18 protein-coding genes, 3 pseudogenes and 1 riboswitch are annotated in these 25086 nt (G+C 65.5%); of the genes and pseudogenes, 11 read left to right on the top strand and 10 right to left on the bottom strand.

Annotated features, from left to right (window positions below; translation table 11 throughout):
- The first annotated feature begins 10 nt into the window (after window positions 1–10).
- The 3 genes and pseudogenes from FGL25_RS18080 to FGL25_RS02965 all read left to right on the top strand — a co-directional run bounded on the left by FGL25_RS18080 (window position 11) and on the right by FGL25_RS02965 (window position 1821).
- A pseudogene (locus FGL25_RS18080) lies at window positions 11–673 on the top strand (trimeric intracellular cation channel family protein).
- A 91-nt stretch (window positions 674–764) separates the two neighbouring features.
- The gene (locus FGL25_RS02960; RefSeq protein ID WP_252969987.1) at window positions 765–1094 is read left to right on the top strand and encodes an ASCH domain-containing protein; all 330 of its coding nucleotides are present in this window, start codon (window positions 765–767) and stop codon (window positions 1092–1094) included.
- A 153-nt stretch (window positions 1095–1247) separates the two neighbouring features.
- A pseudogene (locus FGL25_RS02965) lies at window positions 1248–1821 on the top strand (HNH endonuclease).
- Window positions 1822–2028: 207 nt separating this feature from the next.
- Here FGL25_RS02965 and FGL25_RS02970 read toward each other — a convergent pair.
- From FGL25_RS02970 to FGL25_RS02975, 3 genes are all read right to left on the bottom strand, one after another.
- Window positions 2029–3369, bottom strand: a complete 1341-nt coding sequence (locus FGL25_RS02970; protein WP_138140903.1) for a sigma-54-dependent transcriptional regulator — start codon at window positions 3367–3369, stop codon at window positions 2029–2031.
- Complete coding sequence (locus FGL25_RS17215) at window positions 3369–3809, bottom strand: sensor histidine kinase (RefSeq protein ID WP_252969988.1); 441 nt, start codon at window positions 3807–3809, stop codon at window positions 3369–3371. Before FGL25_RS17215 ends, FGL25_RS02970 begins: the two co-directional genes overlap by 1 nt.
- 80 nt (window positions 3810–3889) lie before the next feature.
- Window positions 3890–5188 (bottom strand): sensor histidine kinase, encoded by a 1299-nt coding sequence (locus FGL25_RS02975; RefSeq protein ID WP_252969989.1) that lies wholly within the window; start codon window positions 5186–5188, stop codon window positions 3890–3892.
- Window positions 5189–5449: 261 nt separating this feature from the next.
- Between FGL25_RS02975 and FGL25_RS02980 the strand changes: the two are divergent.
- The 8 genes and pseudogenes from FGL25_RS02980 (at window position 5450) to FGL25_RS03015 (ending at window position 16956) form a co-directional block, all read left to right on the top strand.
- Window positions 5450–6796: pseudogene (locus FGL25_RS02980) on the top strand (dicarboxylate/amino acid:cation symporter).
- 48 nt (window positions 6797–6844) lie between these two features.
- Complete coding sequence (locus FGL25_RS02985; protein WP_138140904.1) at window positions 6845–8764, top strand: TonB-dependent receptor plug domain-containing protein; 1920 nt, start codon at window positions 6845–6847, stop codon at window positions 8762–8764.
- A gap of 41 nt (window positions 8765–8805) precedes the next feature.
- Window positions 8806–10178, top strand: a protein-coding gene (locus FGL25_RS02990) for an IS3 family transposase (RefSeq protein WP_095046155.1) whose coding sequence is annotated in 2 segments (ribosomal slippage) — window positions 8806–9163 and window positions 9163–10178 — 1374 coding nt in all. Because the reading frame shifts where the segments join, the coding sequence is not laid out codon by codon here.
- A gap of 86 nt (window positions 10179–10264) precedes the next feature.
- Window positions 10265–11419, top strand: a complete 1155-nt coding sequence (locus FGL25_RS02995; protein ID WP_252969990.1) for a TonB-dependent receptor domain-containing protein — start codon at window positions 10265–10267, stop codon at window positions 11417–11419.
- An 18-nt stretch (window positions 11420–11437) separates the two neighbouring features.
- On the top strand, window positions 11438–12787 hold the full coding sequence (locus FGL25_RS03000; RefSeq protein WP_138140906.1) for a hypothetical protein: 1350 nt from the start codon (window positions 11438–11440) through the stop codon (window positions 12785–12787).
- A 268-nt stretch (window positions 12788–13055) separates the two neighbouring features.
- Complete coding sequence (locus FGL25_RS03005) at window positions 13056–14636, top strand: DUF4153 domain-containing protein (protein ID WP_138140907.1); 1581 nt, start codon at window positions 13056–13058, stop codon at window positions 14634–14636.
- A 2-nt stretch (window positions 14637–14638) separates the two neighbouring features.
- Window positions 14639–15349, top strand: coding sequence for a response regulator transcription factor (locus tag FGL25_RS03010; RefSeq protein ID WP_138140908.1), 711 nt, complete (start codon window positions 14639–14641; stop codon window positions 15347–15349).
- Window positions 15346–16956 carry a sensor histidine kinase gene (locus tag FGL25_RS03015; protein WP_252969991.1) on the top strand — a complete coding sequence of 537 codons (1611 nt, stop codon included), beginning with the start codon at window positions 15346–15348 and terminating at the stop codon, window positions 16954–16956. The genes FGL25_RS03010 and FGL25_RS03015 overlap by 4 nt, the downstream gene beginning before the upstream one ends.
- On the opposite strand, the gene FGL25_RS17885 is transcribed toward FGL25_RS03015, so the two are convergent.
- From FGL25_RS17885 to cobU, 7 genes are all read right to left on the bottom strand, one after another.
- Window positions 16953–17180 carry a hypothetical protein gene (locus FGL25_RS17885; protein WP_088410219.1) on the bottom strand — a complete coding sequence of 76 codons (228 nt, stop codon included), beginning with the start codon at window positions 17178–17180 and terminating at the stop codon, window positions 16953–16955. The two genes, FGL25_RS03015 and FGL25_RS17885, sit on opposite strands and share 4 nt — an antisense overlap.
- A gap of 321 nt (window positions 17181–17501) precedes the next feature.
- On the bottom strand, window positions 17502–19172 hold the full coding sequence (locus tag FGL25_RS03025) for an alkaline phosphatase family protein (protein ID WP_252969992.1): 1671 nt from the start codon (window positions 19170–19172) through the stop codon (window positions 17502–17504).
- 85 nt (window positions 19173–19257) lie between these two features.
- The gene (locus FGL25_RS03030; RefSeq protein ID WP_167493278.1) at window positions 19258–20265 is read right to left on the bottom strand and encodes a TonB-dependent receptor domain-containing protein; all 1008 of its coding nucleotides are present in this window, start codon (window positions 20263–20265) and stop codon (window positions 19258–19260) included.
- On the bottom strand, window positions 20222–22042 hold the full coding sequence (locus FGL25_RS03035) for a TonB-dependent receptor domain-containing protein (protein ID WP_167493279.1): 1821 nt from the start codon (window positions 22040–22042) through the stop codon (window positions 20222–20224). Before FGL25_RS03035 ends, FGL25_RS03030 begins: the two co-directional genes overlap by 44 nt.
- Window positions 22043–22410: 368 nt before the next feature.
- Window positions 22411–23376 (bottom strand): FecR family protein, encoded by a 966-nt coding sequence (locus FGL25_RS03040; RefSeq protein WP_138140912.1) that lies wholly within the window; start codon window positions 23374–23376, stop codon window positions 22411–22413.
- Window positions 23373–23999 (bottom strand): RNA polymerase sigma factor, encoded by a 627-nt coding sequence (locus FGL25_RS03045; protein WP_252969993.1) that lies wholly within the window; start codon window positions 23997–23999, stop codon window positions 23373–23375. Before FGL25_RS03045 ends, FGL25_RS03040 begins: the two co-directional genes overlap by 4 nt.
- Window positions 24000–24276: 277 nt before the next feature.
- The gene (gene cobU / locus FGL25_RS03050) at window positions 24277–24798 is read right to left on the bottom strand and encodes a bifunctional adenosylcobinamide kinase/adenosylcobinamide-phosphate guanylyltransferase (protein ID WP_138140913.1); all 522 of its coding nucleotides are present in this window, start codon (window positions 24796–24798) and stop codon (window positions 24277–24279) included.
- A gap of 39 nt (window positions 24799–24837) precedes the next feature.
- Window positions 24838–25046, top strand: a riboswitch (cobalamin riboswitch).
- Window positions 25047–25086 lie beyond the last annotated feature (40 nt).

Below are 25086 nucleotides of genomic sequence, written 5' to 3' on the forward strand. Positions count from 1 at the left end.
CGCCCTGGGGATGATGACGATGTTGGAGCCGATCGCGGGCGCAGACCTGGTTCGTCCGGCTGCGGTTCTGCCGTTGCTGGATTTCGCGGGCGTGGCCGTGTTCGCCGCCACCGGCGCCCTGGCCGCCGCGCGCGAGAAGCATGACGTCCTGACCTTCGCCTTCTTCGCCGCCGTCACAGGCATGGGCGGCGGCACCCTGCGCGACCTGCTGATCGGAGCGCCGGTCTTCTGGGTGCAGGATTGGCGCTATGTCGCCGTCTGCATGGTGGCGGCCGTCGGCTTCTGGATGCTGGGCGCGCGGTCGTGGCGTTTCCGCGCCCTGCTGTGGCTGGATGCGGTCGGGCTGCGGCCTATGGCGTCATGGGGGCGGCCAAGGCGGCCTCCTATGGCGTGACGCCCGCTGATCTGCATCGTCATGGGCGTGCTGACGGCCTGCTTCGGCGGCATCGTGCGCGACGTGCTGGCGCACCAGCCCTCCATCCTGCTGCGGCGCGAACTGAACATCACCGCCGCCCTGGTGTCGGCGGCCCTGTTCGTCGGGCTGAAGGCCGTGAGCCTGCCCACATGGCCCGCCGTGGCGGTGGCCGTCGTGGCCGGGTTCGGCGTGCGCGCCGGCGCCCTGAAGTGGGGCTGGAGCCTGCCCGCCTTCCCGACCGCCGCTTCGCGATATTGAAATCAACCGACGAGAACGCAGATGAACGATATTCCCCCCGCCTATGCGGCCGCGCCCCGTTGGCCCTTTGGCGACAGCCCCGAACTGGCCGATGGAATTGCTGGCCCTGGTGCTGGCGGGCGGCAAGCGCGCGACCTGTTCGTCGCTGGCGTCATGCGAGGCCGACATCATGCCGACCGTGGGAGAGATCAGCGTCATTCTGGACGGCGCCGGCGCTCCTCGCTGTGCGATCCGCACGACCGAGGTCGAGATCATGCCTTTCGAGCAGGTCAGCGAGGACTTCGCCCGCGCCGAGGGAGAGGGCGACCTGACCTACGAATGGTGGCGCGACGCGCATGAGGCCTATTACCGTCGCGAAGGCACCTGGGCGCCGGGCATGAAGGTGGTCTGCGAACGCTTCGAGCTGGTCGAGGTCTTCTGACGGAGGCGTCAAGAACGACGGCGTCACGAAAACGCGTCGTATCCGTCATGGCGATGCGGGGGGAATCAGGCGTAGGGTTTTCGCATCAGACCAAGGAAGGAGACGTGTCTTCAGTCCTGTCGCGTCGATAACCCCCCGTATGAGCGGGAGGGCCTGATGCAGGTCCTGTCCCGCCCGCCGTCCGGCTTTCCAGCCCTGGTGCTGAACGCCGATTTCAGGCCCTTGTCCTATTTCCCCTTGTCGCTGTGGCCGTGGGAAGAGGTGGTCAAGGCCGTGTGGCAGGATCGCGTCGACGTGGTCGCCACCTATGACAAGGTCGTGCGCAGTCCTTCGCTGGAGATGCCAGCTGCCCAGCGTGGTCTGCCTGAAGTCCTATGTGGATCAGGACGCAAGCCGGCCTTCACCCGCTTCAACGTCTTCCTGCGCGACGGTTTCGCCTGCCAGTATTGCGGCGAGCCGGGCACGTCCCAGGATCTGACCTTCGATCATGTCATCCCCCGCTCGCGCGGCGGGGCGCACGACGTGGCAGAACATCGTCGCCGCCTGCGGTCCCTGCAACCTGCGCAAGGGCGGCCGCACGCCCGGTCAGGCCCAGATGCCTCTGCGCCGCACCGCCCACCAGCCCAGCGCCTGGCAGCTTCAGCAGGCGGGGCGGCGTTTCCCGCCCCACTTCCTGCACCAGAGCTGGCTCGACTACCTCTACTGGGACATCGAGCTGGAGCCTTAGGGTTTATCGGTCTTTCCGTTGGGTGCCTAAGTAACTGTTTTTGTAGCGCAAAGATGCAGGAAGTGATTGCTTGAGGTGAGCGCCCGGCGCTCCTCGGAAGGTCCGGTTCTCGTCGTCGCGCCAATGTCCGCTGCTGACGCCTCGAAGTCTTCCATCATAGGGGGCACGGTGTTTTAAGAAGCTACGCCTCGTCTCTGGAAAGAAGCGCTAGCGGCGACGGAACGTCGCTGGTTTCAGGCCGTGCCGTTTGAGCTTGTCATAGAGAGTCTTGCGCGGAATTTTTAGGTGCAGGAGGGCTTCGGCGATGTCCCCGCCGAAGGTTTCCAGAGTGTCCTGAAGAATGCGGCGTTCGAAGCGGGCGAGGCGCTCGGCAAGTCCGTTCTCTGGTTCGTCGTCTCTCTGGGCATGGTGTTCCAGGCCTAGGGCGAAGCGCTGCGCAAAGTGGGATAGTTCGCGAATATTGCCGGGCCAGGGGGCTTCCAGAAGCCTTGAGCGAATCTGGTCCGTGATGACGGGGGGGACGCCGTCAGGGCCGACCTGGGCGCGCGCCAGCAAGCTGGCGAAGAGCAGTGGAATGTCTTCCCGGCGCTCCCTTAACGGCGGCATGCGCAGGCGCACGGCGTTGAGGCGGTAATAGAGGTCTTCACGCACTCGTCCTTGGGCGACCGCCTCGCTCAAATCGCCGGAGGAAGACGCGAGAACGCGAAGGTCGACGACCCGGGGGGCGGCGGCGCCGACAGGGTGGATTTCGCGCTCCTCAAGTACGCGCAGCAGCTTGACCTGAACGGACAAGGGCATGGTGTCGACAGCGTCTAGGAAGAGCGTGCCGTTGTGCGCGCGTTCGACGTGTCCGACGCGGCGACGCATAGCCCCAGCGAAGGCGCCGAGCTCATGGCCGAACAGTTCGCTCTCGATCAGGCCTTCGGGCAGGGCGCCGCAGTTCACCGCCACGAAGGGCTGGGGACGGCGGCGACCCTTATAATGAAGGGCGCGGGCGACGGCTTCCTTGCCTGAGCCCGTCTCGCCCTCGATTAGGACGTCCAGTCGCGCGTCGGCGATCTGGGCGATGGTGGCGCGCAAGGCGCGGATCGCGCGGCTTTCGCCCAGCAGCGGCAATTCCAGACCCGCCTCGGACGACAAGGCGGTCAGGCGGCGGTTGTCGAGCACGAGCGCGCGCTTTTCCAGCGCCCGTTTCAGACTTTCGTGCAGGCGTTCAAAGGCGAAGGGTTTGGCCACAAAGTCGTAGGCGCCGGCGCTCATGGCGGCGACCGCCTCGGCGATATCGCCGTGGCCGGTGATCAGGATGACGGGGAGGGTGGAATCCAGCGCTTGCAGCCGACTCAGCACCTGGCGGCCGTCCATGCCGGGCATGCGCAGATCGGTGACGACCGCGCCGGCGAAATCGGCGTCGATCTCGGCCAGGGCCGCTTCTGCGGAGCGGAAGGCGCTAACCGTCAGCTCCGCGAGTTCCAGTCGCTCGACCAAGGCGGCGCGAAAGTCGTCGTCGTCCTCGATCAAGGCGACGGCGTCGAGACGCGGAAAGTTCATCACACGCTCCTCAAGGTGATGACGAAGACGGCGCCGACGTCGCTGGGGCGCAGATTCAACTCGCCTTTGAAGGCGGCGATGATGTCGCGGCTGATGACCAGTCCGAGACCGAGTCCATTGGCCTTGCTGGTGACGAAGGGGGTGAAGAGCTGGTCACGGATCGCTTCGGACAGACCGGGGCCGTTGTCGGCCACGATCAATTCCACCTGGCTTCCTATTTGTTTGACGGACAGGGTGACGGCGGGGTTGGGAATGTCCTCCAACGCCTCCAGCGCATTCTGGATCAGGTTGACGATGACCTGTTCCAGTCGGAAGCGGTCCGCCATGACGACGGCGTCCGGGGCCTTGTGCCGGATCAGGCGGACCCCGCCCTGGCGCAAGCGGCCGCCGAGCAGCAACAGGGCGCCGTCGACGGCTTCGTTGACCGAGACTGACGACACCCTGGGCTGGCTTTTGCGGGAGAAGGCGCGCAGTTCCTGGGTGATGGCGCCGATGCGGGTCGTCAGATCGCCGATGCGGCTTAGTGCGCGGCCGCCTTGGGGGCCTGATCACGCTCCAGCCAGGCGGCCGCGGTTTCGGCCTGAGTGAGGATGGCGGCGACGGGTTGGTTGATCTCATGGGCCACGCCGGCGGCGATCTGGCCCAGCGCGGCCAGCTTGGCGGCCTGAACCAATTCGTCGCGTAGAGCCTCGCGGCTGGCCTCGGCGCGCATTCTTTCCTCGATTTGACGATTCAGCGCTTCGTTGGCCTCACTGAGATCGCGGGTGCGCTCGGCGATGCGGTGCTCCAGATCCTGACGAGCGGCTTCGGCCGCGCGATGGCGCGCGGCGGCTTGCTGGCGGCGGCGCAACAGGACGGCCAGCACGCCGAAGACGAGGGTGATGATCAGGGCCGCAATGGCGCGGGCGTTGGCGACGGCCGTCTCGATCGCGCCGCGCGTCGGCGCCAGCAGATGCAGGGTCCAGCCTGCGGTTGCGGTCTGGGACGAGGCGTGCATCCAGTGGCGAACGACGCCGTCGATGGGAGCGTCGACCAATCGGGAGCGTCCGTCCGCCGGCGTCTGGAAGTTCAGGGGCGTCAAGGCGCCGTGCCCCAGGGTCTGATCGGCTAGGGTCAGCCGGCGGCTGGCGGCGTCCATCGGGCGCAGGGTGCGAAAGCGCCAGGCCGGGACGCTGGTGATCAGGATCACGCCGCCGGGGTCGGCCACATAGGCGGGTTCGCCTGAGGCGCGCCATTCGGCCTCGAGGGCGTCGAACTCGACCTTGACCACGACCACGCCCAAGGCGCGTCCGCTCGGATTCGAAACGCGTCGGGCCAGAAAGAGGCCAGGCGTCCGGCTGACGGTGCCCAGTGCGAAGAACTCGGCCGAACCTTCGCGCATGGCTTTGATGAAGTAGGGGCGGAAGCTGTAGTCGGCTCCGACGAAGCTGATCGGCTGACGCCAGTTGCTGGCCGCGCGGGTCACGCCGTCGGCGGCGATGACGTAGATGGCCGAGGCGCGCGTCTGATCCGCCAGCGTTTCGAGCCGCTGGTTCAGCATCGTCGTATCGACGTCGTCAGGCGCGTTCAGCAGACGAGCCACGTCCGGGTCCGTGGCCAGGGCGAGGGGAAGAGATCGATATTTCTCAAGCTCGCTGCGTAGAACCGCTGCATGCAGCGCGGCGGCGTTCTCCGCCTGGCGGGCCAGTGCGGCTTCGGCGCTCCGGCGCGCCGTCTCGCCGGCTGCGTAAGCTCCAGCAAGGCCGGCCATCAGCCAGGCCAACGTCAGCAGCGCCAGGGCCAGGCGGTTTCTTAGATGGAGAGGATTCGTCGTGCGCATAGGGGGCGAGCGGGGCATGAGACTTGTGCGATATTTCGCACAAACAAGACATATTTAGGAGTGGGTTTTCGCACAGTCAGTCCTGAAAATAATCTCAAGATCATAAAAAATATAAATATATCAATGTGCTGACGGCTGTTTGTCAGCTTGTTGGTCGCCCGCGACCCCTGGCGCAGACTAAGGCGCAAGCGTGACGAAGAGCACGCCGAGGAAATCCGCGAGCGTCTTGGCTCGCTGTCAGGAGCGACCTTCGTGATCCCTATCGCGTCAGAGACGGCGGCCGTTGCGCGCCGCCCCTTCTATCGGCATCTCTATTTCCAGGTGCTGGTCGCCATCGTGCTGGGCGGGACCATCGGCCACTTCTGGCCGACCTTCGGCGAGAGCCTGAAGCCGCTGGGCGACGCCTTCATCAAGCTGGTGAAGATGGTCATCGCTCCGGTGATCTTCCTGACCATCGTCACGGGCATCGCAGGGATGCGCGACATCGGCCGTGTCGGCCGGGTGGCGGCCAAGGCGTTCGGCTACTTCCTCGTGTTTTCGACCCTGGCTCTGATCGTGGGCCTGATCGTCGCCAATGTCGTGCGTCCGGGCCACGGATTGAACATTGATCCATCCACTCTGGATGACGGCGCTGTGGCCCAGTACGCCCAGGCCGCCCATGAGAGCACTATCGTCGGCTTCCTGACCGGCATCATCCCCGACACCGTCGTCAGCGCCTTCTCGACGGGCAACATCCTGCAGGTCCTGTTCGTCTCCATCCTGTTCGGCATCGCCCTGGCCATGATCGGCGATCTGGGGCAAGCCGGTGATGACCTTTCTGGAGTCGGTCAGCGCGGCCTTCTTCAAGCTGGTCGCCATCCTGATGAAGGCCGCGCCGATCGGCGCATTCGGGGCCTTCGCCTTCACCATCGGCGCCTATGGCATCGCCTCGGTCGCTAACCTGTTCGCCCTGATCGCCACCTTCTACCTGACGTCCGCGATCTTCGTCGTCGGCGTGCTGGGCCTGGTCGCCATCGCCAACGGCTTCAACATCCTGAAGTTGATCCGCTATCTGAAGGAGGAGCTGCTGCTTGTGCTGGGCACCTCCAGCTCCGAGGCCGCCCTGCCTAGCCTGATCTCCAAGATGGAGCGGGCGGGCGCCGCCAAGTCCGTGGTCGGCCTGGTCGTGCCGACCGGCTACTCCTTCAATCTGGACGGCACCAACATCTATATGACGATGGCGGCCCTGTTCATCGCCCAGGCGCTGAACATCGACCTGAGCCTTCAGGATCAGGTGCTGCTGCTGCTGGTGGCCATGCTGTCGTCCAAGGGGCGGCGGGGATCACCGGCGCGGGTTTCATCACCCTGGCGGCCACCCTGTCGGTGGTGCCTTCGGTGCCCGTGGCGGGCATGGCCCTGATCCTGGGCATCGACCGCTTCATGAGCGAGTGCCGCGCCCTGACCAACTTCATCGGCAACGCCGTGGCCACCATCGTGGTCGCCCGGTGGGAAGGCGAGCTGGACCGTGATGCGCTGAAGGCCGCGCTGGACGGCGGACCGCAGCCGCTGGCCGCGCCCCCGAACCCCGCTGCCGGACCAGGAGACGATCTGGTCCTCGCCGACGACTGATTTCAACGACACGACCGCCGGAACAGGCGGCGCAAGGGAGGGAAACCCATGAGGAAGCAAACCAAGATCGCCTTGATGGCGACGACCGCCACGGCGGTGCTGTTCGCCGGCGCGGCTACGGCCCAGGAAACGCCTGTGGAAGCGACCCAAGTCGATGACATCGTCGTCGTCGGCACCAACATTCGCGGTGCGCGCACCACGGCGGCCCTGCCGGTGGTGGTGGCCGATCGCGAACAGATCGAGGCCACCGGCGCCACGACCGGCGACGAGCTGATGCGGACCATCCCCCAGATGGGCGACGTCCTGTTCGATTCCGCCAACAATCCCCAGACTTCGAACTCGGCGCGCGGCGATGTGAACTCGGTCAACCTGCGCTCTCTGGGCGTGGGCAACACCCTGGTGCTGCTGAACGGTCGTCGTCTGGTCCAGCACCCGACCAGCCAGGGCACGTCGGACACCGGCACGGTGCCGGTGCTGAGCTACAACTCCAACGCCATCCCCGTGTCGGGGCTTGAGCGGCTGGAGGTCCTGCTGGACGGCGCCGCCGCCATCTATGGCGCGGATGCGGTGGCGGGCGTGGTCAACACCGTCCTGCGCGACAACATCGACGGCCTGACGGTCAGCGCCCGCTACGGCGGCGCCGAGGGCACGCAGATGCGCGACACCGAGTTCAATCTGTTCACGGGCAAGAATTTCGATCGCGGCAACGTCTCCCTGTTCGCCAACTACGCCCAGCGCACCGCCCTGTGGGCCTCGGATCAGGACTTCACACGGTCGGACGACCTGCGTCCGCTGTTCGCCGACCATCCCGACTTCGCCGACGTCCAGTCGCTGGACGGCCGCTCCTCGCATACGCCGTGGGCGCGCCTGTCGGTCGGCTCGCGCCCGGTGATCCGCTCGAACGGCGTGGCGGTGACTAACTCCGCCGGGGCCTTCCGCTTCCAGCCGTCCAGCTTCGGCTGCGGGATCGACACGGGCGGCGACATCTGCCTGTCCAGCGGCAACCACAACTTCAACACCACCAACCGCGACATGCGCTACGACACTCGGCATGAGACGACGGTTCGCCCGTCAGTCGAGCGGATGAATCTGTTCCTGACGGGGCGCTACGACCTGACCGACAGCGTCGAGGCTTTCGGCGAGATCGGCTACTACAGCGCCCACAGCCGCGCCGTTCAGCCGCCGGTGGTCAATCTGAACAAGATCTGGATCCCGGCCGCCAACTATTACAATCCGTTCGGTCCGCTGACCTTCGCCGACGGGACCGCTAACCCGAACCGCCTGCCCGGTCTGACCGGCGTGCCGGCGGGTGGGCTGCCGGTGCTGATGACCAACTATCGCTTCGTCGACACCGGCTTCCAGGTGGTGAAGGTCGACAACTACCAGGCGCGTCTGCTGGGCGGCCTGCGAGGCGAGTGGCGGGGCTTCAACTGGGAGACCGCAGTCGTCTATTCCGAGGCCGAGGCCGAGGACGTCTCGCCCAACGTCAATATGACGGCCCTGCAGAAGCAGTTGGCCCTGTCGACGCCCGACGCCTACAACCCCTTCAGCGGCGGTTGTGTGGCGACCACCAGCTATGGCGACTGCTCGCCCAGTTCGCAGGCGGCGATCGACGCCATCGTCTTCGACCTGCGCCGGGTGTCGCGCACGACCCTGACCATGGCGGACTTCAAGCTGTCGCGCGGCGATCTGTTCCAATTGCCGGGCGGGCCGGTCGGCATGGCCTTCGGCGTCGAGGCGCGCCGCGAGACCCAGAAGGACGATCGCGACGCCAATCTGGACGGCACCTACACCTTCACCGACATGGTCAGCGGCGAGACCAGCCTGTCCAACGTCTCGGCCGTTAGCCCCAACCCCGACACCTCGGGCAGCCGCGAGGTCTTCTCGACCTATGTCGAGTTCGCCGTGCCGGTGGTCTCGCCCTGTTCGGCGTCAGCGCCTTTGGCACAGATCTGGGGTTGCGGATAATGGAGGGATTGGGTCTCGTCGCAGTGACGTAAGGAACGCAGATGAGACCCAATCCCTCCAGCCCAAAATTGGCTGCCAAGCCCACCAAGAAGCCCGCCGAGGTGGTGGTGAAAGATATTCGCCGTGCCACACGCCGGCATTTCTCGGCCGAGGATAAAATCCGCATCGTGCTCGAAGGCCTGCGCGGCGAGGAGAGCATCGCTGAACTGTGCCGCCGCGAAGGCATCGCCCAGAGCGTGTATTATTCCTGGTCAAAAGAATTCCTTGAGGCTGGCAAACGCCGTCTGGCCGGGGACACGGCCCGTGCCGCCACCAGTGACGAGGTCAAGGATCTGCGCCGTGAAGCACTGGCTCTCAAGGAATGCGTGGCCGACCTGACGCTCGAGAACCGCCTGCTTAAAAAAAGCATGATCGCGGATGGGGGCGACCAAGAATGAGGTATCCCGCCGCAGAAAAGCTCGAGATCATCCGCCTCGTCGAGCAATCCCATCTGCCCACCCGACAGACGCTGGAGAAACTGGGCATCCCACGCCGCACCTTTGCCCGCTGGTATGCCCGCTACCTTGATGGTGGGCCTGAGGCGCTGGAAGACCGCCCCTCGGCGCCAAGCCGGGTATGGAACCGGCTGCCCGAGAATGTGCGCAAACAGATCATCGACATGGCGCTGGAGGAAAGCGAACTCTCGCCCCGCGAGTTGGCCACCAAATTTACCGATGAGAAGCAGTACTTTGTCTGCGAGGCCACGGTTTATCGCCTGCTCAAGGCACAGGATCTGATCGCCAGCCCAGCCTATATCGTCATCAAGGCCCGCGACGAGTTCCACACCAAGACGATGCGACCAAACGAGATGTGGCAGACCGACTTCACCTATTTCAAGCTGATCGGTTGGGGCTGGGTTTACCTCTCAACCGTGCTCGACGACTATTCCCGCTACATCATCTCGTGGAAGCTGTGCACCACCATGACGGCGGGCGATGTCACCGACACGCTGGACTTGGCGCTGGCCGCATCAGGTTGTGACAGCGCCACCGTGCTGCACATGCCGCGCCTGCTCTCGGACAATGGCCCGAGCTATGTCGCGGGCGAACTGGCCGCCTATATCGAGGCCCAGTCCATGAGCCACGTGCGCGGCGCCCCCTTTCACCCCCAGACACAGGGCAAGATCGAGCGCTGGCACCAGACCTTGAAAAACCGCATCCTACTGGAGAATTATTACCTGCCCGGCGATCTCGAAGCCCAGATCGAAGCCTTCATCGAGCACTACAACCACCAGCGCTATCACGAAAGCCTGGGCAATGTGACGCCCGCAGATGCCTACTTTGGCCGCGATCGGCAGATCCACGCCCAGCGCGCCGCCATCAAGAAACAGACCATCGAACATCGCCGCTTGCAGCACCGCAAGCTCGCCGCCTAAAAGCCAACCCCTGACGAGGCCCGCTCTCCGTTAACGCCACGCCAAACCTGCGCCAAATGTTTCGACGACGGACAGTCTCGCCCGAGATGAACATTCCTCTGGTTCATCAGCTGGATGTGCAGTTGGCGGGCCGATATGAGCACTATTCCGATTTCGGCTCGGTGGCCAAGCCGAAGATCGCCGCGGCCTGGGACGTCGTGCCCGGCGTGCGGGTCCGCGGCTCCTATTCTCAGGGCTTCCGCGCGCCGAACCTGGAGCAGACCCACGCCACGGAATACGCCCGTCTGGCCAGCGGCACGGACTATGTCCGCTGCGAGGCCGATCTGCGCGCCGGCCGCATCAGCAACTTCTCGCAGTGCGCGCAGAACACCTCGGGCGCCTCCCTGCTGGTCGCGGGCAACCCGGACCTGGAGCCGGAAGAGAGCACCAACACCTCCTACGGCCTGGTGCTTCAGCCCTCCTTCATCCCCGAGCGTTTCGGCGCCTTCACCTTCACTGTCGACAAGTGGCGGATCGAGCAGGAGAAGATCGTGGGCCTGCTGGGCGCCCAGACGGCCCTGGCGCTGGACTATCTGAACCGCGTCGAGGGCGGCTCCAATCCGCTCGTCAACCGTCGCGCGCCGACGCCCGAGGACATCCTGCTGTTCCAGGGCACGGGCCTGACGCCGGTGGGCGAGGTGGTCTCGATCAACGACCGCTTCATCAACCTGCAGCCCCAGACCGTCAGCGGGCTGGACCTGGCCGTGAACTGGTCGCTGCGTCGCACGAAGTACGGCACCTTCATCGTCAATGTAAACGCCAGCAAGCTGGACGAATTCACGCGCGATCCGGGCGACATCGTCAATGAGCTGTACGCCGCCCGCGAGGCCGGAACGATCAATGTCGGCACGACCCTGCCGGACTCCTCGCAACTGGTGGGGCAGAACGGGCGTCCAGAATGGCGCCTCAACGCCAGCCTGACCTGGCGCAAGGGCCCCTGGCGCGCAGGGATGACGACCCAGTACATCAGCGACTTTCAGCAGCCCGGCCTGCTGGGCGCCGCGGGCGAGCCGTGGGTCGTCGACGCCCGCCAGACCGTCAACGCCTATGTCGACTATGAATTCCCGGCCGAGACGCGCCTGCGTCTGGGCGTCCGCGACCTGACGGATCAGGGGCCGCCGCTGGCTGACAACGGCTATCGCGGCTCGGTGCACAGCCCGTGGGGCCGCTATTGGTACGTTACGGCCACCAAGTCGTTCTGATCTGAGGAGGCGATAGGGATGCGTCTGTTTTCGATGCTGGCGGCGGCCGCCGCCGTCACGCTGACCGGCGCGCCCTTCGCCGCCGCCCAGGATGCGCCTGCGGCCTCGTCGCCGGCGCCTGCCCTGGCCGTCTGTCCCGATTTCCTTCCTCAGCAGGCGCGCTGCTGGTCGGGGCGGGCGGCCAAGGGCGGCTATTACTGGATCGCCGTGCCCGAGAATTGGAACGGCTCGCTGATCGTCCACGCTCATGGCGGGCCGCGCACGGGCGCTCCCAGGGCTGACGATCCGTTGGAGGACTTGGAGCGCTTCTCCATGACGGTGAAGGAGGGCTTCGCCTGGGCGGGGTCGACCTATCGCCGAGGCGGCTATGGCGTACGCATGGCGGCCGAGGACACCGACGATCTGCGCCAGATATTCTGGGACGCCTTCGGACGACCGCGTCGCACCATTCTTCATGGCCAGTCCTGGGGCGGCAATGTCGCGGCCAAGGCGGCAGAGCTCTATGCGCGCGACGCCGAGGGGCAGGTGGTGTGGGACGGCGTGGTCCTGACCAGCGGCGTCCTGGCGGGCGGGACCGAGGCCTACAGGTTCCGCGCCGATCTGCGTGCGGTCTATCAGTACTATTGCCAGAACCATCCCGCGCCCGACGAGGCGCAGTATCCGGTCTGGCAGGGTCTGCCCGAAGGCGTCCGCCTGACCCGCGCCCAGTTGGCCGAGCGGGTGAAGGCCTGCACGGGCGTCGGCCTGGCTGAGACCGAACGCTCGCCGGAGCAGACGCAGCGCCTGGCCGACATCCTCAACGTCGTGGGCATAGGCGAGGGCCAGCTTGTCTCTCACCTGGCCTGGGGAACCTTCCTGTTTCAGGACCTAGTGCAGAAGCGCCTGGACGGCCTCAATCCGTTCGACAACAGCCGGACCGTCTATCAGGGCTCGCACGATGATGCGGCGCTGAACGCGGGGGTCGAACGGTTCGCGGCGGACCCGATGGCGGTTGCGCGCCTGGCCTACGACGCCGACCTGTCGGGACTGATCGTGGCCCCGACGATCACCATTCACGGCAAGGACGACCCGACGGCTTTCGTCTGGCATCAGGCCGCCTACCGTGATCGGGTGGCCTCGGCGGGACGTTCGGAGCTTCTCGTCCAGACCTTTACCAATGAGGCCGAGCACAGCGCGCTCAGTCCGCCGGAGTATGTCGCAGTCTTTGACGCCTTGATGGCCTGGATCGACCAAGGCGCCACACCCGACGCGGCGTCTGTGGCTGCGTTCTGTGATGCCGCTCGTTTTCGGCATGCGGGGGCGTGCCTGTTCGATGAACAGTATCGGCCGGTTGCTGGCCGTTTGAAGGGCGGCTTCCGGCTGAGGTGAGCAACCTGTAGAGGTGCGGCCCTCGTCTCCAAAGTTAAGCTTCGGCAAGGTTCCTCTTGGTGGTGTAAAGCTGCGCCAAGAACCCATGACGGGTTAGGAAGCCGGCATCACGCGGTCACCCCGCCGAACCTCTACTTTCGGGTGGTGAGCTGATGTCTGTCTGCACCGGTTCTGCACGGCTTCTGCCATGAAGCTGGACTGTTCAATCATCGCGGCTTGATGCTGCGTGGCCACAAGGACGTCTCTGAAAAGGAGGCGCTGTCCGTTTGTGTCCATCTCATCTCTTCGATCCTCCTTCTGGATGAAGGTCGCCTTAGGGGGGCTGCTCATTGCCGCGGCTGACGCCCTGTTCTTCGTGCATCGGCCCGGCGCGACCCTAGGTTTCTTCGCTCTTTCGTGGCTGGGCGCTGCCGCTCTCTTTCGCAAGGGCTGGATCAGGGATCGGCGGGGGCTGGCGGCGGCGGGGGCCGCGACGGCTCTGGCCCTGGTGATGATCGATCGGCCGGGCTTTCTGACCTGGGTGCTGTTCGGTCTGGCCCTGATGGTCGCGATGCAGTCGGCGCGGGTTCGTCGCGGCGAGGAGACCTGGCGCTGGTGCCAGAGGCTGGTCGTTCATGCTGCGGTGGCGCTTGCCGGGCCGTGGATTGATTTTTCTCGCCTGAGCCGGGGCAACCGGAGGCGCGGACGTGGGCCCAACCTGCCGGGGGCGATGCGTCTTCTGTTGTTGCCGGTTCTGGGCGGAACGATCTTCCTGGGCCTGTTCGCCAGCGCCAACCCCCTGATCGGCGAACTGCTGGCGCGGCTGCGGTTGCCGACGCTGGCGGATGAGACTGCAAGCAGGGTCATCTTCTGGCTGGGGGCGTCCATCGCCATCGGAGGTATCCTTCGTCCGCGCTGGCGCCGTCGACTGATGGCCCTGCCGTCGCTGCAGGGACGCGCCGTTCCTGGCGGCGCAGCGGCTTCGATCACTCTGTCATTGGTGGTGTTCAACCTGCTGTTCGCGGTGCAGAACGGTTTGGACTTGGCCTTTCTGTGGAGCGGCGCGACCCTGCCCGAGGGCGTGAGCCTGGCCGAGTACGCTCATCGCGGCGCCTATCCGCTGATCGTTACAGCCCTGCTGGCGGGGATGTTCGTCCTGGTTTTCCTGCGACCGGGGTCGGAGACGGCCACGCGGCCGTTGGTTCGCAGACTGGTCATGCTCTGGGTCGGGCAGAACCTGCTTCTGGTGGCCTCCAGCCTGTTGCGAACGGCGGACTATATCGAGGTCTATTCCCTGACCCGGTTCCGCCTCGCGGCCATGATTTGGATGGTGCTGGTCGGCGTCGGCTTAGGCCTGATCTGCTGGCGTCTGCTGGCGAACAAGAGCGCCAACTGGCTGATCAACGCCAACGCCGGCGTCGCCTTGGTGGTGTTGGGGATCGTCAGCGCCGTCGATCTGGGGGCGGTGGCTGCATACTGGAACGTCCGTCATGCCCGTGAGATCGACGGCCAAGGGGCGCAACTCGACCTCTGCTATCTGGACAGCTTGAACGGCGCGGCTCTGGCTTCTCTGTTCGAGCTGGAACAGCGTGCTTCAGACCCCGTGTTTCGGGATCGCGTCGCCGCTGTCCGCGCCCGTCAGATGGCGACGATGCAAGCCCATCAGGCCGAGTGGCGGAGCTGGCGCTGGCGGGATGCGCGGCGGCTGGAGCGTGTGGCGCGTCTGGCCGCAGATCAGCCCCTGACGACGCCGATCCCGGGACAGCGTGACTGCGACGGCTGGATCGTTCCGGCGGCTGTAGCTGTCCCCACGATGGCGCCGTCCTCGGCGCCTATCGCTTCCCAGTTGACCTCTGAAGCCGGAGCCTGATCATGGCCGTCATGCAGCGTACAGTCCTGGTCGTCGACGATGACCCGCATATCCGCGACCTTCTGACCTTCGCCCTCGGCAAGGCCGGGCTGGCGACGCGCGAGGCCGGGGACGGGGAGGCGGCGCTGGCGGCCATCGCCGAGCGGGCGCCGGACCTGGTGATCCTTGACATCAACATGCCGCGCATGGACGGGATCGAGGTATGCCGTCGTATTCGCGCGCAGGGGCAACTTCCGGTTCTCTTCCTGTCGTCGCGCGACGACGAGATTGACCGGATTCTGGGCATCGAACTGGGCGCTGACGACTATGTGGTCAAACCGTTCAGTCCGCGTGAGGTGGTGGCCCGCGTCGCGGCTATCCTGCGTCGTGTGAATTTGTCGCCTCCGCCGCCGCCGCAGGGCGCCGTGCGCATCGGACGGCTTTCACTGGACACGGAGGGTTGGCGCTCGCGGTGGGACGATCAGGAAGTGACGCTGACTATCACCGAGTTCGGAATCCTCAAGGCTCTGGCGGCGACCCCGCAGATGGTCTTCACGCGCGACGCCATCATCGACCGCATCCACGGACCGGGCTTCGCCCTGACCGATCGGACCATCGACAGTCACGTGCGCAACCTGCGAGCCAAGTTCGCGGCGTTCGGCGCCGCTGATGTGATCGAGACCCGTGCGGGCGTCGGCTATCAGATGGGCCCCTGTCGCGGCCAGGCGGCGTGATCAACCTTGTTGTCCAGAAAGCGCGGGCTTTTGTGCGGGCGCATTGGCCGGCCCTGCGCCTGCGCACCATTCTTCTGTCGGTGCTGTTGTTCGCGGCTGTCCTGCCTGGCGCAGGGGCCGTCTTTTTGCGGGTCTATGAGAACACCCTGGTCCGCCAGACCGAGGCGGAGCTGATCGCCCAGACGGTCGCCCTGTCGGCGGCGGCTGAAACCTTATGGCCCGGCGCGCGCGTCGTCGTCCCAACCGAGGCCCAGCGGGCGACACCCGGATATTTTCGTCCAGAGCCGGCAAGCATTGATCTGCGTTCTGATCCCGTCTTGCCGCCGCGCCCAGTCGCACAAGCGGCGCCGGCGCCGCCAGAGCCCATGGCTCTGGATGCTGCTGCTCGCCTGGCGCCGATCATGGAGGAGACCAGCCGCATCACTCTCGCCTCCATCGTCCTGATGGACCGCAACGGGGTTGTGGTGCGGGGTTTGGATCGAGGCGGAACCTGGCGTGATCTGCCCGAGGTCAAGACAGCTCTGTCCGGCGCGCCCGCGACTGTTCTGCGTCGTAACGCAGCCTACGAGCCCCGATATCAGATGGAGTGGCTCAGCCGCGCCTCGGGACTGCGCATCCATCACGCACGGCCCGTGGTGGTGAACGGTCGGGTCGAGGGCGTCATTCTGACGTCGCGCTCGCCGCGCGCCCTGTTCAAGGGCGTCTATCAGGACCGAGGCAAGATCCTGTTCGGGGTCATCGTCGTCTTCGGTCTGCTAAGCGTCTTGGCGGTCGTGGTTTCGCGGGGGATCGCCCGCCCGATTGAGGCTCTGCGCCGCGTCGCCCGCGACGTCACTCACGGCGGCGGTTCAGTGCCGCCGCCGCCCGCGACGGCGGCGATCGAGATTCGCGATCTGTATGAGGATTTCGGCCGGATGGCCGAAGCTGTGGACCGTCGCTCTCGCTACCTGCGCGATTTCGCCGCCGCCGTCAGTCATGAGTTCAAGACGCCGCTCGCCGGCATCCAGGGAGCCGTCGAGCTCCTTCAGGATCACGGCGACGACATGGAGCCGGATCAGCGCCGTCGCTTCCTCGGCAACATCGATTCCGACGCACGCCGGCTGTCCGATCTGGTGACGCGGTTGCTGGACCTGGCGCGAGCCGACATGGCGCGGCCCGAGGCCGGAGCCGCGGTAGACCTTCGGTCCGTGGCGGCGCGCATCGCCGACGCCCTGAAAGGCGGCCTGACGATCACGGTCGATCTGCCTGCCGGACTGCCCAAGGTCGCCGTGCCTGAAGCCAGTCTCGAGATGGCTCTTTCCATCCTACTGGAGAACAGCCGCCAGGTGGGCGCGGGCGAGGTCTTGATCACCGCTCAGGTTGAGACAGACCAGATCCGCATGTTCGTGGCGGACGACGGGCCAGGCGTGGCCGAAGGCGACGTCGAGCGGATCTTCGAGCCGTTCTTCACAACGCGTCGCAATGAGGGCGGCGCTGGTCTGGGCTTGTCGATCGCGCGTTCTTTGCTGCGGGCAAATCATGCGGATCTTGGGCTGGCTGGATCGAGGACGGGAGCGATGTTCGAGATCGCATTGCCGCGTGTGTCGAGTGTACAAGCTTCACCCTAGGGAGGGGCGTAGGTCGGAGCGTAGCGCGCGACCTGAGCCATGGTGTCGACGCCGAAGGTCGAGAGGTACTCATTGTTCACTTCGCCGCCGATGGAATAGACCCTGTTCCGGCCTGAACGCGCCGTCTCACGCGCGACCTCAAGGGAGTTGGTGATGATCGAGAGGCGGCTGTGTCGGTCGAGATGGCGGGCGGCGTAGTAGGAGCTGGTTCCTGAATCGATCAGGGCCGAGGCGTCCTCGGCCTTCTACAACCTGACCGACCAGGCCATCGAGCAATACTCGGACTCGGCTGACCGTTTTTACAGCCCGACGACGTCGGGCCGCAGCCTGTTCGTCAGCGCCTCCTACACCTTCTCGGCGCGGACGGAACGGGCGACCCGCCCCAGCGCCCGTTCCGTCGAACCTGTGTCGGGGCATTCTCGAAAAGCGGTTCTCCACCATGAAAAGACGAGCCTTCCTCGGCGCCGTGGGCGCCTTGCGTCTTTAGGCCGACCTGGCGGATCGGCTCGCCGACCTCCTTCAGGCGCCGGACCATGTTCGGCAAGTCAGAGGGCGCAGGTCCATGTCGATGGCCTCAACGCGCCCGTCAGTCCCAGAGCGGCAAGGCGCGTCCCGAGACCGGCGGGGTTTGGATGCCGATGACAGTCGCCAGCGTCGGGGCGATGTCGATGGTTCGGATGGGGAGGAAGCGCTCCTGAGCCGGCGCGCTTGGCGTCCAGAAGAGAATGGGCACGCGTCGGTCGTAGTCCCAGGGCGTGCCATGGCCCGCGATATTGCCGCCCACCCGTCCGCCGCCGGTCACGTTCGGGGGCGCGCACCATGATGATATCAGGTGACCGCGCAGCTACCGTCGACAGGCGCATGCGTTCGCGAAGGGAAAGAATTTCAGGCTGCTCGCTGACGGGCAAGGGATCGGTCAGAAGGCGGTCGCGCGCTTCAACGAAGACGATGTCGGGCAAGTCTCGAAGCAAGGGCAAGGCGGCCTCGATGATCTGGCTCCGTAGCGGTTCGGGCAAGCTCATGCGGGCCCGGTCCGCCACGATCAGGCCGCTGCGACCGGACTGAAGCGGAGAGGCGTCTAGGTTGAAGCGCTGACGCAAGGCGGCGTTGACGGCCGCGAGCGGGGCGGAATCGATCCGATGGGCATGGGGATAGCCGCGCTGCGCCAGCCGCTCGACAAAGTCAGAGCCGCCATGGTCCGCCGTCAGGGCCAAGACAACGCCGCCGGGGATGGTCTCCAATCGGGTCAGGAACTGGCCCAAGGCCTGATCAAGGCGGTGCATCTGCTCGCACATTTCCGGCCCCTGAGTGCCGTAGGCGTGGCCGATGCGATCCGTCGCCGAGAGACTGACGCCGAGAAGGTCCGTCGTCTCGCTCTGGCCCAAGCGCTGGCTGTCGATAAGGTAGGCGGCGGCCTTCAGCGTTTCTTCGTCCAGGGCGGGAGAGGAATCGAAGTCGTCCTGGGCTGGCGGGACTTTGGAATGAAACGTTCGCCCGCCGATTTCCCAGTCGGATTCCAACGCGCGGCACTGGGGCTGGCTGTAGGTCCAGGCGTGGGGCGTCGCGGCCTGGCGGCGGCGGAACTCGACGTTGAAGGCGTCGACGACGGCCAGGCGCGCCGGGGCGCTCTGGTCCGGCTCGACATAGGTCGTCAGGCCATAGTCGTCGGTGAACCAATAGGCGCCGTCGGGATGGTGGCCGGCCAGATTGATCGCCCCCCGGTCCTTGCCCGATACGGCGAAGACGCGCGAGGCGGGGCGTTGGTCCTTGAGCCAGTCACCCAGGCTGGAGGCGCGGATATTGTCGGGGCCGACGGGGCCGTTATCGCTGTTGCGGCCATGCGCCAGCGTGTTGCGCGGGGCGGACAGGCAATAGACTTCCTTGCCCGTCGTCGGATCGATCCAGTCATTCGAGGGGATGCCGGTCTGGGCAGGGTGCATGCCGGTCAGGACCGTCGCGTGTCCGGGGCAGGTCTCGGTCAGGCCATGGGTCTGATAGCCGTTGGTCGACACCAGGCTCTCGTCCGACAAGCGTCGCAGGCCGCTGGTCCAGCGGCTGCGATACTGGTTGAACAGGTTGGCGCTGAACTGATCGACAACGACAACGACGACCAGTTTCGGAGGAGGGGATGAGGACGCAGCCGTGTCCTGAGCATGGACGAGGGTCGACGAAGCGCAGAGCAGCGCGGTCAGCGCGATTGCGAAGCGTTTGGACATGACTGATCCTGAAGGAGAGTTGGGCGCGTTGAACGCGGCGGAGATCGGCGACGCTCGCGCGAGCGTCGCCGGACCCGTCGTCGCTTTAGAACTCGACCTGGACGCCCAGGGTGAAGGCGCGGCCGATGACGCCATAGGCTGAGCTGTAGTTGTAGGCGTTTCCGCTTTCGGTGCCGTCCGGCAGGAAGGGGCCGTAGTCGTTGAAGATGTTCTTCACGGTGCCGAAAATCTTCAGGTTCGAATTGTTGATGTTCGGCTTGAAGCTGACGCTCAGGTCGTGGCGCCAGTACTCATCGAGGTAGAGATAGAGCGGGTCCGCCCAGCCGGCGGCGACAGCTTGCTGCTGGCGTTCCAGGCTGTCGACCACCTCGCCGATGAAACGTGAGGACCAGCGCACGCTCCAGGCGTCATCGTACCAGGACAGGCCGAAGCGGGCCTCGTTCTTGGCTGTGCCGACCTCGCCGACCGTTTCCACCAGCTCGACCTTGTCGATGCTGTCGTATTCGGTGCTCAATTCAAGGCGGCGGCTGTAGTTGACGCTGGCGCGGAATGTGCCGGGCACCTTCCACTGCTCCAGATCGAAGCGATAGGAAGCGGCTACGTCCACGCCACGGGCGCGGGTTTCGTTGAGATTTTGCTCCTGGTTGAGGATGCGCGCCAGCTGCCCGTCTTCGTCACGGGTGATGGTGTCGCAGAAGACGTTGTCGGCGCCGGACGCATCGGAATAGCAGCCCAGCAACAGGGCCGAGTTGCTCAGCGACGCGATCACGTCGCTAATCTTGATGTCATAATAGTCGACGCTGGCTTCGAAGCCCGGCAGATAGCTGGGACGATAGACCAAGCCGACCGTCAGGGTGTCTGCGGTTTCCTCGAACAGGTTCGGATTGCCGGCGTTCGGCGCCTTGATCTGCGTGTTCAGCTGGCGGAACGTCCCGTCGGGCGCTGCGGCGATGGCGGCGGCGATGCGGCTGTCGGCGCGGCAGTTCTGGGCGACGACGCCGGCTGTGCCGGCCGTCACCCCGCTGCAGATGTCGGCGACGGTGTCGGCGTCATCGGCGCGGCGGCGAGAAGAGTTCGCTGGTGTCAGGCGCACGTTGGGCGCGGGCGTACTCCGTGCGGAGGCGTAGGTCGGAGATCGGCGACCATTGCAGGCCGGCGCGATAGCTGACGGTCGTGCCGACGGCCTCCAGGTTGTAGTCGGCGACGCGGACGGCCCCGTTGAGCACCAGGCGATGCGCGAACGGCAGGTCAGCCAGCAGCGGAACCGAGGCTTCGGCGAAGACTTCGTTCGCCTTGATGGTCCCCTCGTATTCCGGGAGGAAGGACGAACTGGCCACGCCGCTCTGGATCAGCGGGTCGGTGCGCGTCTGGGTGTGGTCGCGGCGGCTTTCGAAACCGAAGGCGGTTTCGACGGGGCCGGCAGGAAGTTCGAACAGGGCGCCCGAGACGTAGCCTTCGATCGTGTCCTGACGATTGGTCGGGCGATAGAAGGTGTTGGCGCGGATGTAGTTCGCCATCTCAGGCGTGATCGAACCGACCCCGAAGATGTTCAGCGGCACGCAGCCGTCGGCGCGTGCCGCGGCGCTGCGACACTGAACGACGCCGTTGACGCGTTCGGAATCCAGAGCCCACTGAACGCGTTGCAGATTCAAGGTGTTGCCGCGGATCTGCTCGCCCGAGAACTTGCCGTAGCCGTAGGTCAGCTTCCAGTCCCAGTCATTGGGCAGGCTGCCTTCGATGCCGACCCAGCTGCGGATGGTCTCGCGCTCATTGTGGATCAGGTTGGGACCGACCTCGACCACGCGGCGGCGGAAGTCGATGCCGGAGCTGGAGGCCGCAGCCTTGATTTCGGCGGGGGCGAAGGGGTTCAGTGTGCGCGACATGCGTCCGAGCGTGAACTCGTCGTTGACGCCGAACGAGGTCGTGTTGCTGAAGGTCGTTGGGGCGCGCGTCGAATCCGTCACGACGTTCGAATAGAGCAACTGCCCCCAGAGCTTGATGCCGTCGGTTACGGCGTAGTCGAACTTGACGGCGCCGTTCAGATTGTCGCGCGGGGTGATCAGCGTGCCCTCGGGACGGTCTTCATAACCGTCGACGGCGGTGACCATGTTGGGGCGCAGGCCGCTGTCATCGTAGAACCAGCGTCCGCTGACGAAGCGTCCGCCAGCGATGGAGGTCGAGCGATCCGGCGTGACGACCGTATTGCTGGCGGGCATGTACAGAATGGACTGCAGGGCGCGTTGCCGATCGGTCGCCTTCAGCTTGAACTGACGATCATAGGTCGCACCGGCCATCACATAGAGGCGGTCATCCAGAAACCGACCGCCGGCGCCGACCGAGTACTCGATCGAGTCGCCGCCGCCGTCGTGGGTCGTTCCGCCGACGATGCGAGCGCGCACGCCGTTCAGATTGCGCTCGGTGATGATGTTGACCACCCCGGCGATGGCGTCGGAGCCATAGACGGCCGAGCCGCCGCCGGTCGTCACTTCGACGCGGTCGACGAAAAACTCGGGGATGGAGCTGAGGCTGACGGCGTTGCGGTTGCCGGCGTTGGAGACCGTACGGTGGCCGTCGATCAGGGTCAGGGTGCGGTTCTCTCCCAGGTTCCGCAGACTGATGGTCGAAAGGCCGTTGGCCTGGGTCGCGCTCTGGTTGTTGGCGAGAGAACTGCCTTCCTCAACCCCAGGAATGTCCGTCAGCGCCTCGGCCAGATCCATGTAGCCGCCCTCGAGCAGGGCTTCGCGTTCCATGCTGACGACGGGTGTGGCGGCGTCGAAGACGTTCTTCAGGCGCGAACCGGTGACGACCACTTCATCGACCGTCGAGGCGTGGTCGTCGTTCGCCGTTGTCTTCTGAACAGGCTGGCGCACGATGGCTAGGGCGCCGGAGCTGTCGCGTTGAACCGTCAGGCCGGTGCCCTCCAGCAGGCGACGAAGCGCGGTTTCAGCATCAACAGCCTCTCGAACGCCCGCGCGTCCGAACGCCTCGTACGTCCTCGGTCCTGTAGACCAGTTGCACGCTGGCCTGGCGCGCATAGGCGTCTAACGCGCCTTGCAGGTCGCCCGACGGAACATCGAAGTTTCGCGTCTGAGCCGCTGCCGCCCCCGCCAGTATCAACGCGCAAGCACTGCCTGTCAGCATGTGCCGCAAGAACGAGATCTTGGTCATAAACCCCCCTTGTCGTCCGGATTGGACGGCTATGGGATTGTGACAAGACGAAGGCGGAAACCCTCTACAGCTATTCTGATATTTTCACCGTTTCGTCGTCGCGGTCGATCTTCAGTCCATAGGCGCTTTGCAGCAGCCGCACGAAAGCTTCGACGTTGGTGGCCTCAAAACTCCCGCCGATGCGAATGGCGGCGGTCTGAGAGTCGAGCACTTTCAACTGGGTCTGGTTGTAGCGATTAAACTCGACGGCAGCGTCCGCCAGGGTGATCTGATCGAACACCAGAAGGCCGCGACGCCAAGCGAGTTGGTCGTCCACGTGCTGGTCCGACGTCCGGCTTTGCAGGACAGAGGCGCCCATGCCCGTCGCGACGTCGCCGCGATCCAGTACGACGGGCCTGGAAACGGGGTCTGCCTTCGAGCCGCTGAGGCGGACGCGTCCCTCAGCGACGAGAACCTGCACCTTGTCGCCGTCGCGTCGAACGCTGAAGCGTGTGCCCAGGACATGCACGGTCCGGGCGCCCATGTGAACGGTGAAGGGGCGCGATGCGTCGTGGACGACTTCGAAATAGGCCTCGCCCTTGTCCAGCCAGGCTTCGCGGCTGTCGGGCGACATGGTGGTTCGCAGGCGGGTTTCTGTGTTCAGCTCGACGCGCGACCCATCGGACAGGGCCACGAGGCGGCGCTCTCCGGTGTCGGTCGCATAGTGAGCCGGTCGGGGCCAGAGCATGGCGGCCGACGACAGCACAATCACCGCCAGGGCGGCCGCCAGGCCTGCGACCCAGCGAGGCCGGACTCGGCGGGGCATGGCGGGAGGCGGTGTTTCCGTGACGGCTTCAGCCAGTGTGTCGGGACCGCGAAGGGCGACCAGGCGCCCAGTCTTTTCCCAAATATACTCGAGGCGCCAGAAGACGGTTTTGTGTTCGGCGGCGGCGTTCAGCCACGCGTCGAGGCGGGCTTGCTCCTCGCTTGAGAGCCCATCCGCCTGGCGCACCAGCCAGTAGGCTGCGGTATCTTCAATTTCATTGCGGGCGCTCATGGTTGAGACTCGCTTTTGGAGGCGGACGTCTTGGGCGGAGATCGTCGTATTCGTCCTTGACCGCCCATCATGTAGTCGGTGAGGGCTCGAAGACCGTGAACCATCTGCTGTTCAACAGTGCTGACGCTGATGTTCAGATGAGCCGCCACCTCCTTGGTCGATAGGCCTTCGACGCGACGCAGCGTCATCACCTGTCGGCAACGCGCCGGGAGCCGTTCCAGGCCCGCCTGAACGCGCCTCAGTTCGTCTCTCGCCGTCAACTGTCTGTCTAGATCGGCCGACATCGCCTCTGGAAAGGAGGCTTCAAGATCGGCCACTAGATCAAAGGACACGATCTTGGCGCGTTTGGCGGTGTTGATGAGATGGTTCCGAGCCGTGGTGAACAGAAAGGCGCGAGCTTGAATCGGGAGTTGTCGTTGGGCCGCCGTGTAGACCTTGGTGTAGATGTCCTGCCTCAAGTCGGCCACGTCGCTTTCGTTGCGCCAGTTGCGACGGATGAATCGAGTCAGGGCGGCTTCGAGAGGAAACACCTCTCGAAAGAACCAGGCCCTCAACTCTTCATCTTCGACCATCACGTTCCATTCCGCCGCGCTGGGCCGCGCCCAGGGCGATTCATCAGACACTTCAGTTCGATAATCCCCCTACAAGACCAACCCCGAAAACGAGAAGAAATCCGAGATGGTTGAGGATTTCGTCGTGCCCATGGCTTCAGCGCGTAGCAGCACCCGTTGGCTGGCTAGAAGTTCGCTTTGCGCGCCCGAGCCAATCCCGTGCCGGAAATCACTGCGATTTTCGTCGCCATGGCGACCGCATGGTGAGTGTGGGCATCAATCGGATTGGCAGGTGTCAATTTTAATCAATGATTTCAGAATTTTATCTGCACGAGTGAGGCGGTTGCGGTCAGATCCGCTCTAGCGGCAGGCGCATGCCCGCGACGATCAGGCAGGCCGCGTCGGCGACGGCGGCGATGCGCTGGTTCAGACGGCCGGCCTCGTCGCGGAAGCGGCGGCCCAGCGGATTGTCGGGCACCAGCGACCAGCCGACTTCGTTGCTGACCGCCCACAGCGCAGCGGGGCAGGCGGCCAGGGCCTGGGCCAGGTCGTCGACGGCGGCGGCCAGGTCGCGCTCGGCCAGCATCTGATTGCTGAGCCACAGCGTCAGGCAGTCGACCACCGCCACGTCCTCGGCCGACAGGGCGCGCACGGCTTCGGCCAGATCCAGCGGCGCCTCGACCTGGCGCCAGCCCTGGCCGCGCTCGGCCTGATGGCGGGCGATTCGGTCGCGCATCTCGTCGTCGAAGGCCTCGGCGGTGGCGATGAAGACGGGCGGGCGGCCCGCCGCCTCGGCCGCCTGTTCCGCCTGCCGCTGTGCGTAGCCGCTCTTGCCGGAGCGGGCGCCGCCGAGAACCAGCGTCAGGGTCATGCGTCGTCTCTCCGGTTGACCTGAACCGCGCGCGGTCCTACTGCCACGGTCGCGTCAGGTTCCCCGAAAGGGGATTGAAAGGGAACGGAGTGCGAAACTCCGGCTGTTCCCGCAACTGTAAGCGGCTAGCCCGCGCGTCATACGCCACTGGCGGTCCGGAAGGCCACGGCCTGAACGACTTTTGGGAAGGCGACGCGCACCGGCCTTGATCCGCGAGCCAGGAGACCTGCCTGTCGCCGTCGTTCTCCGCGCGGTCGGGATGTGCCGGGCGGTCGAGGCAACTCGCGT

The organism is Brevundimonas vancanneytii, from assembly GCF_901421975.1.
GTDB lineage: Bacteria > Pseudomonadota > Alphaproteobacteria > Caulobacterales > Caulobacteraceae > Brevundimonas > Brevundimonas diminuta.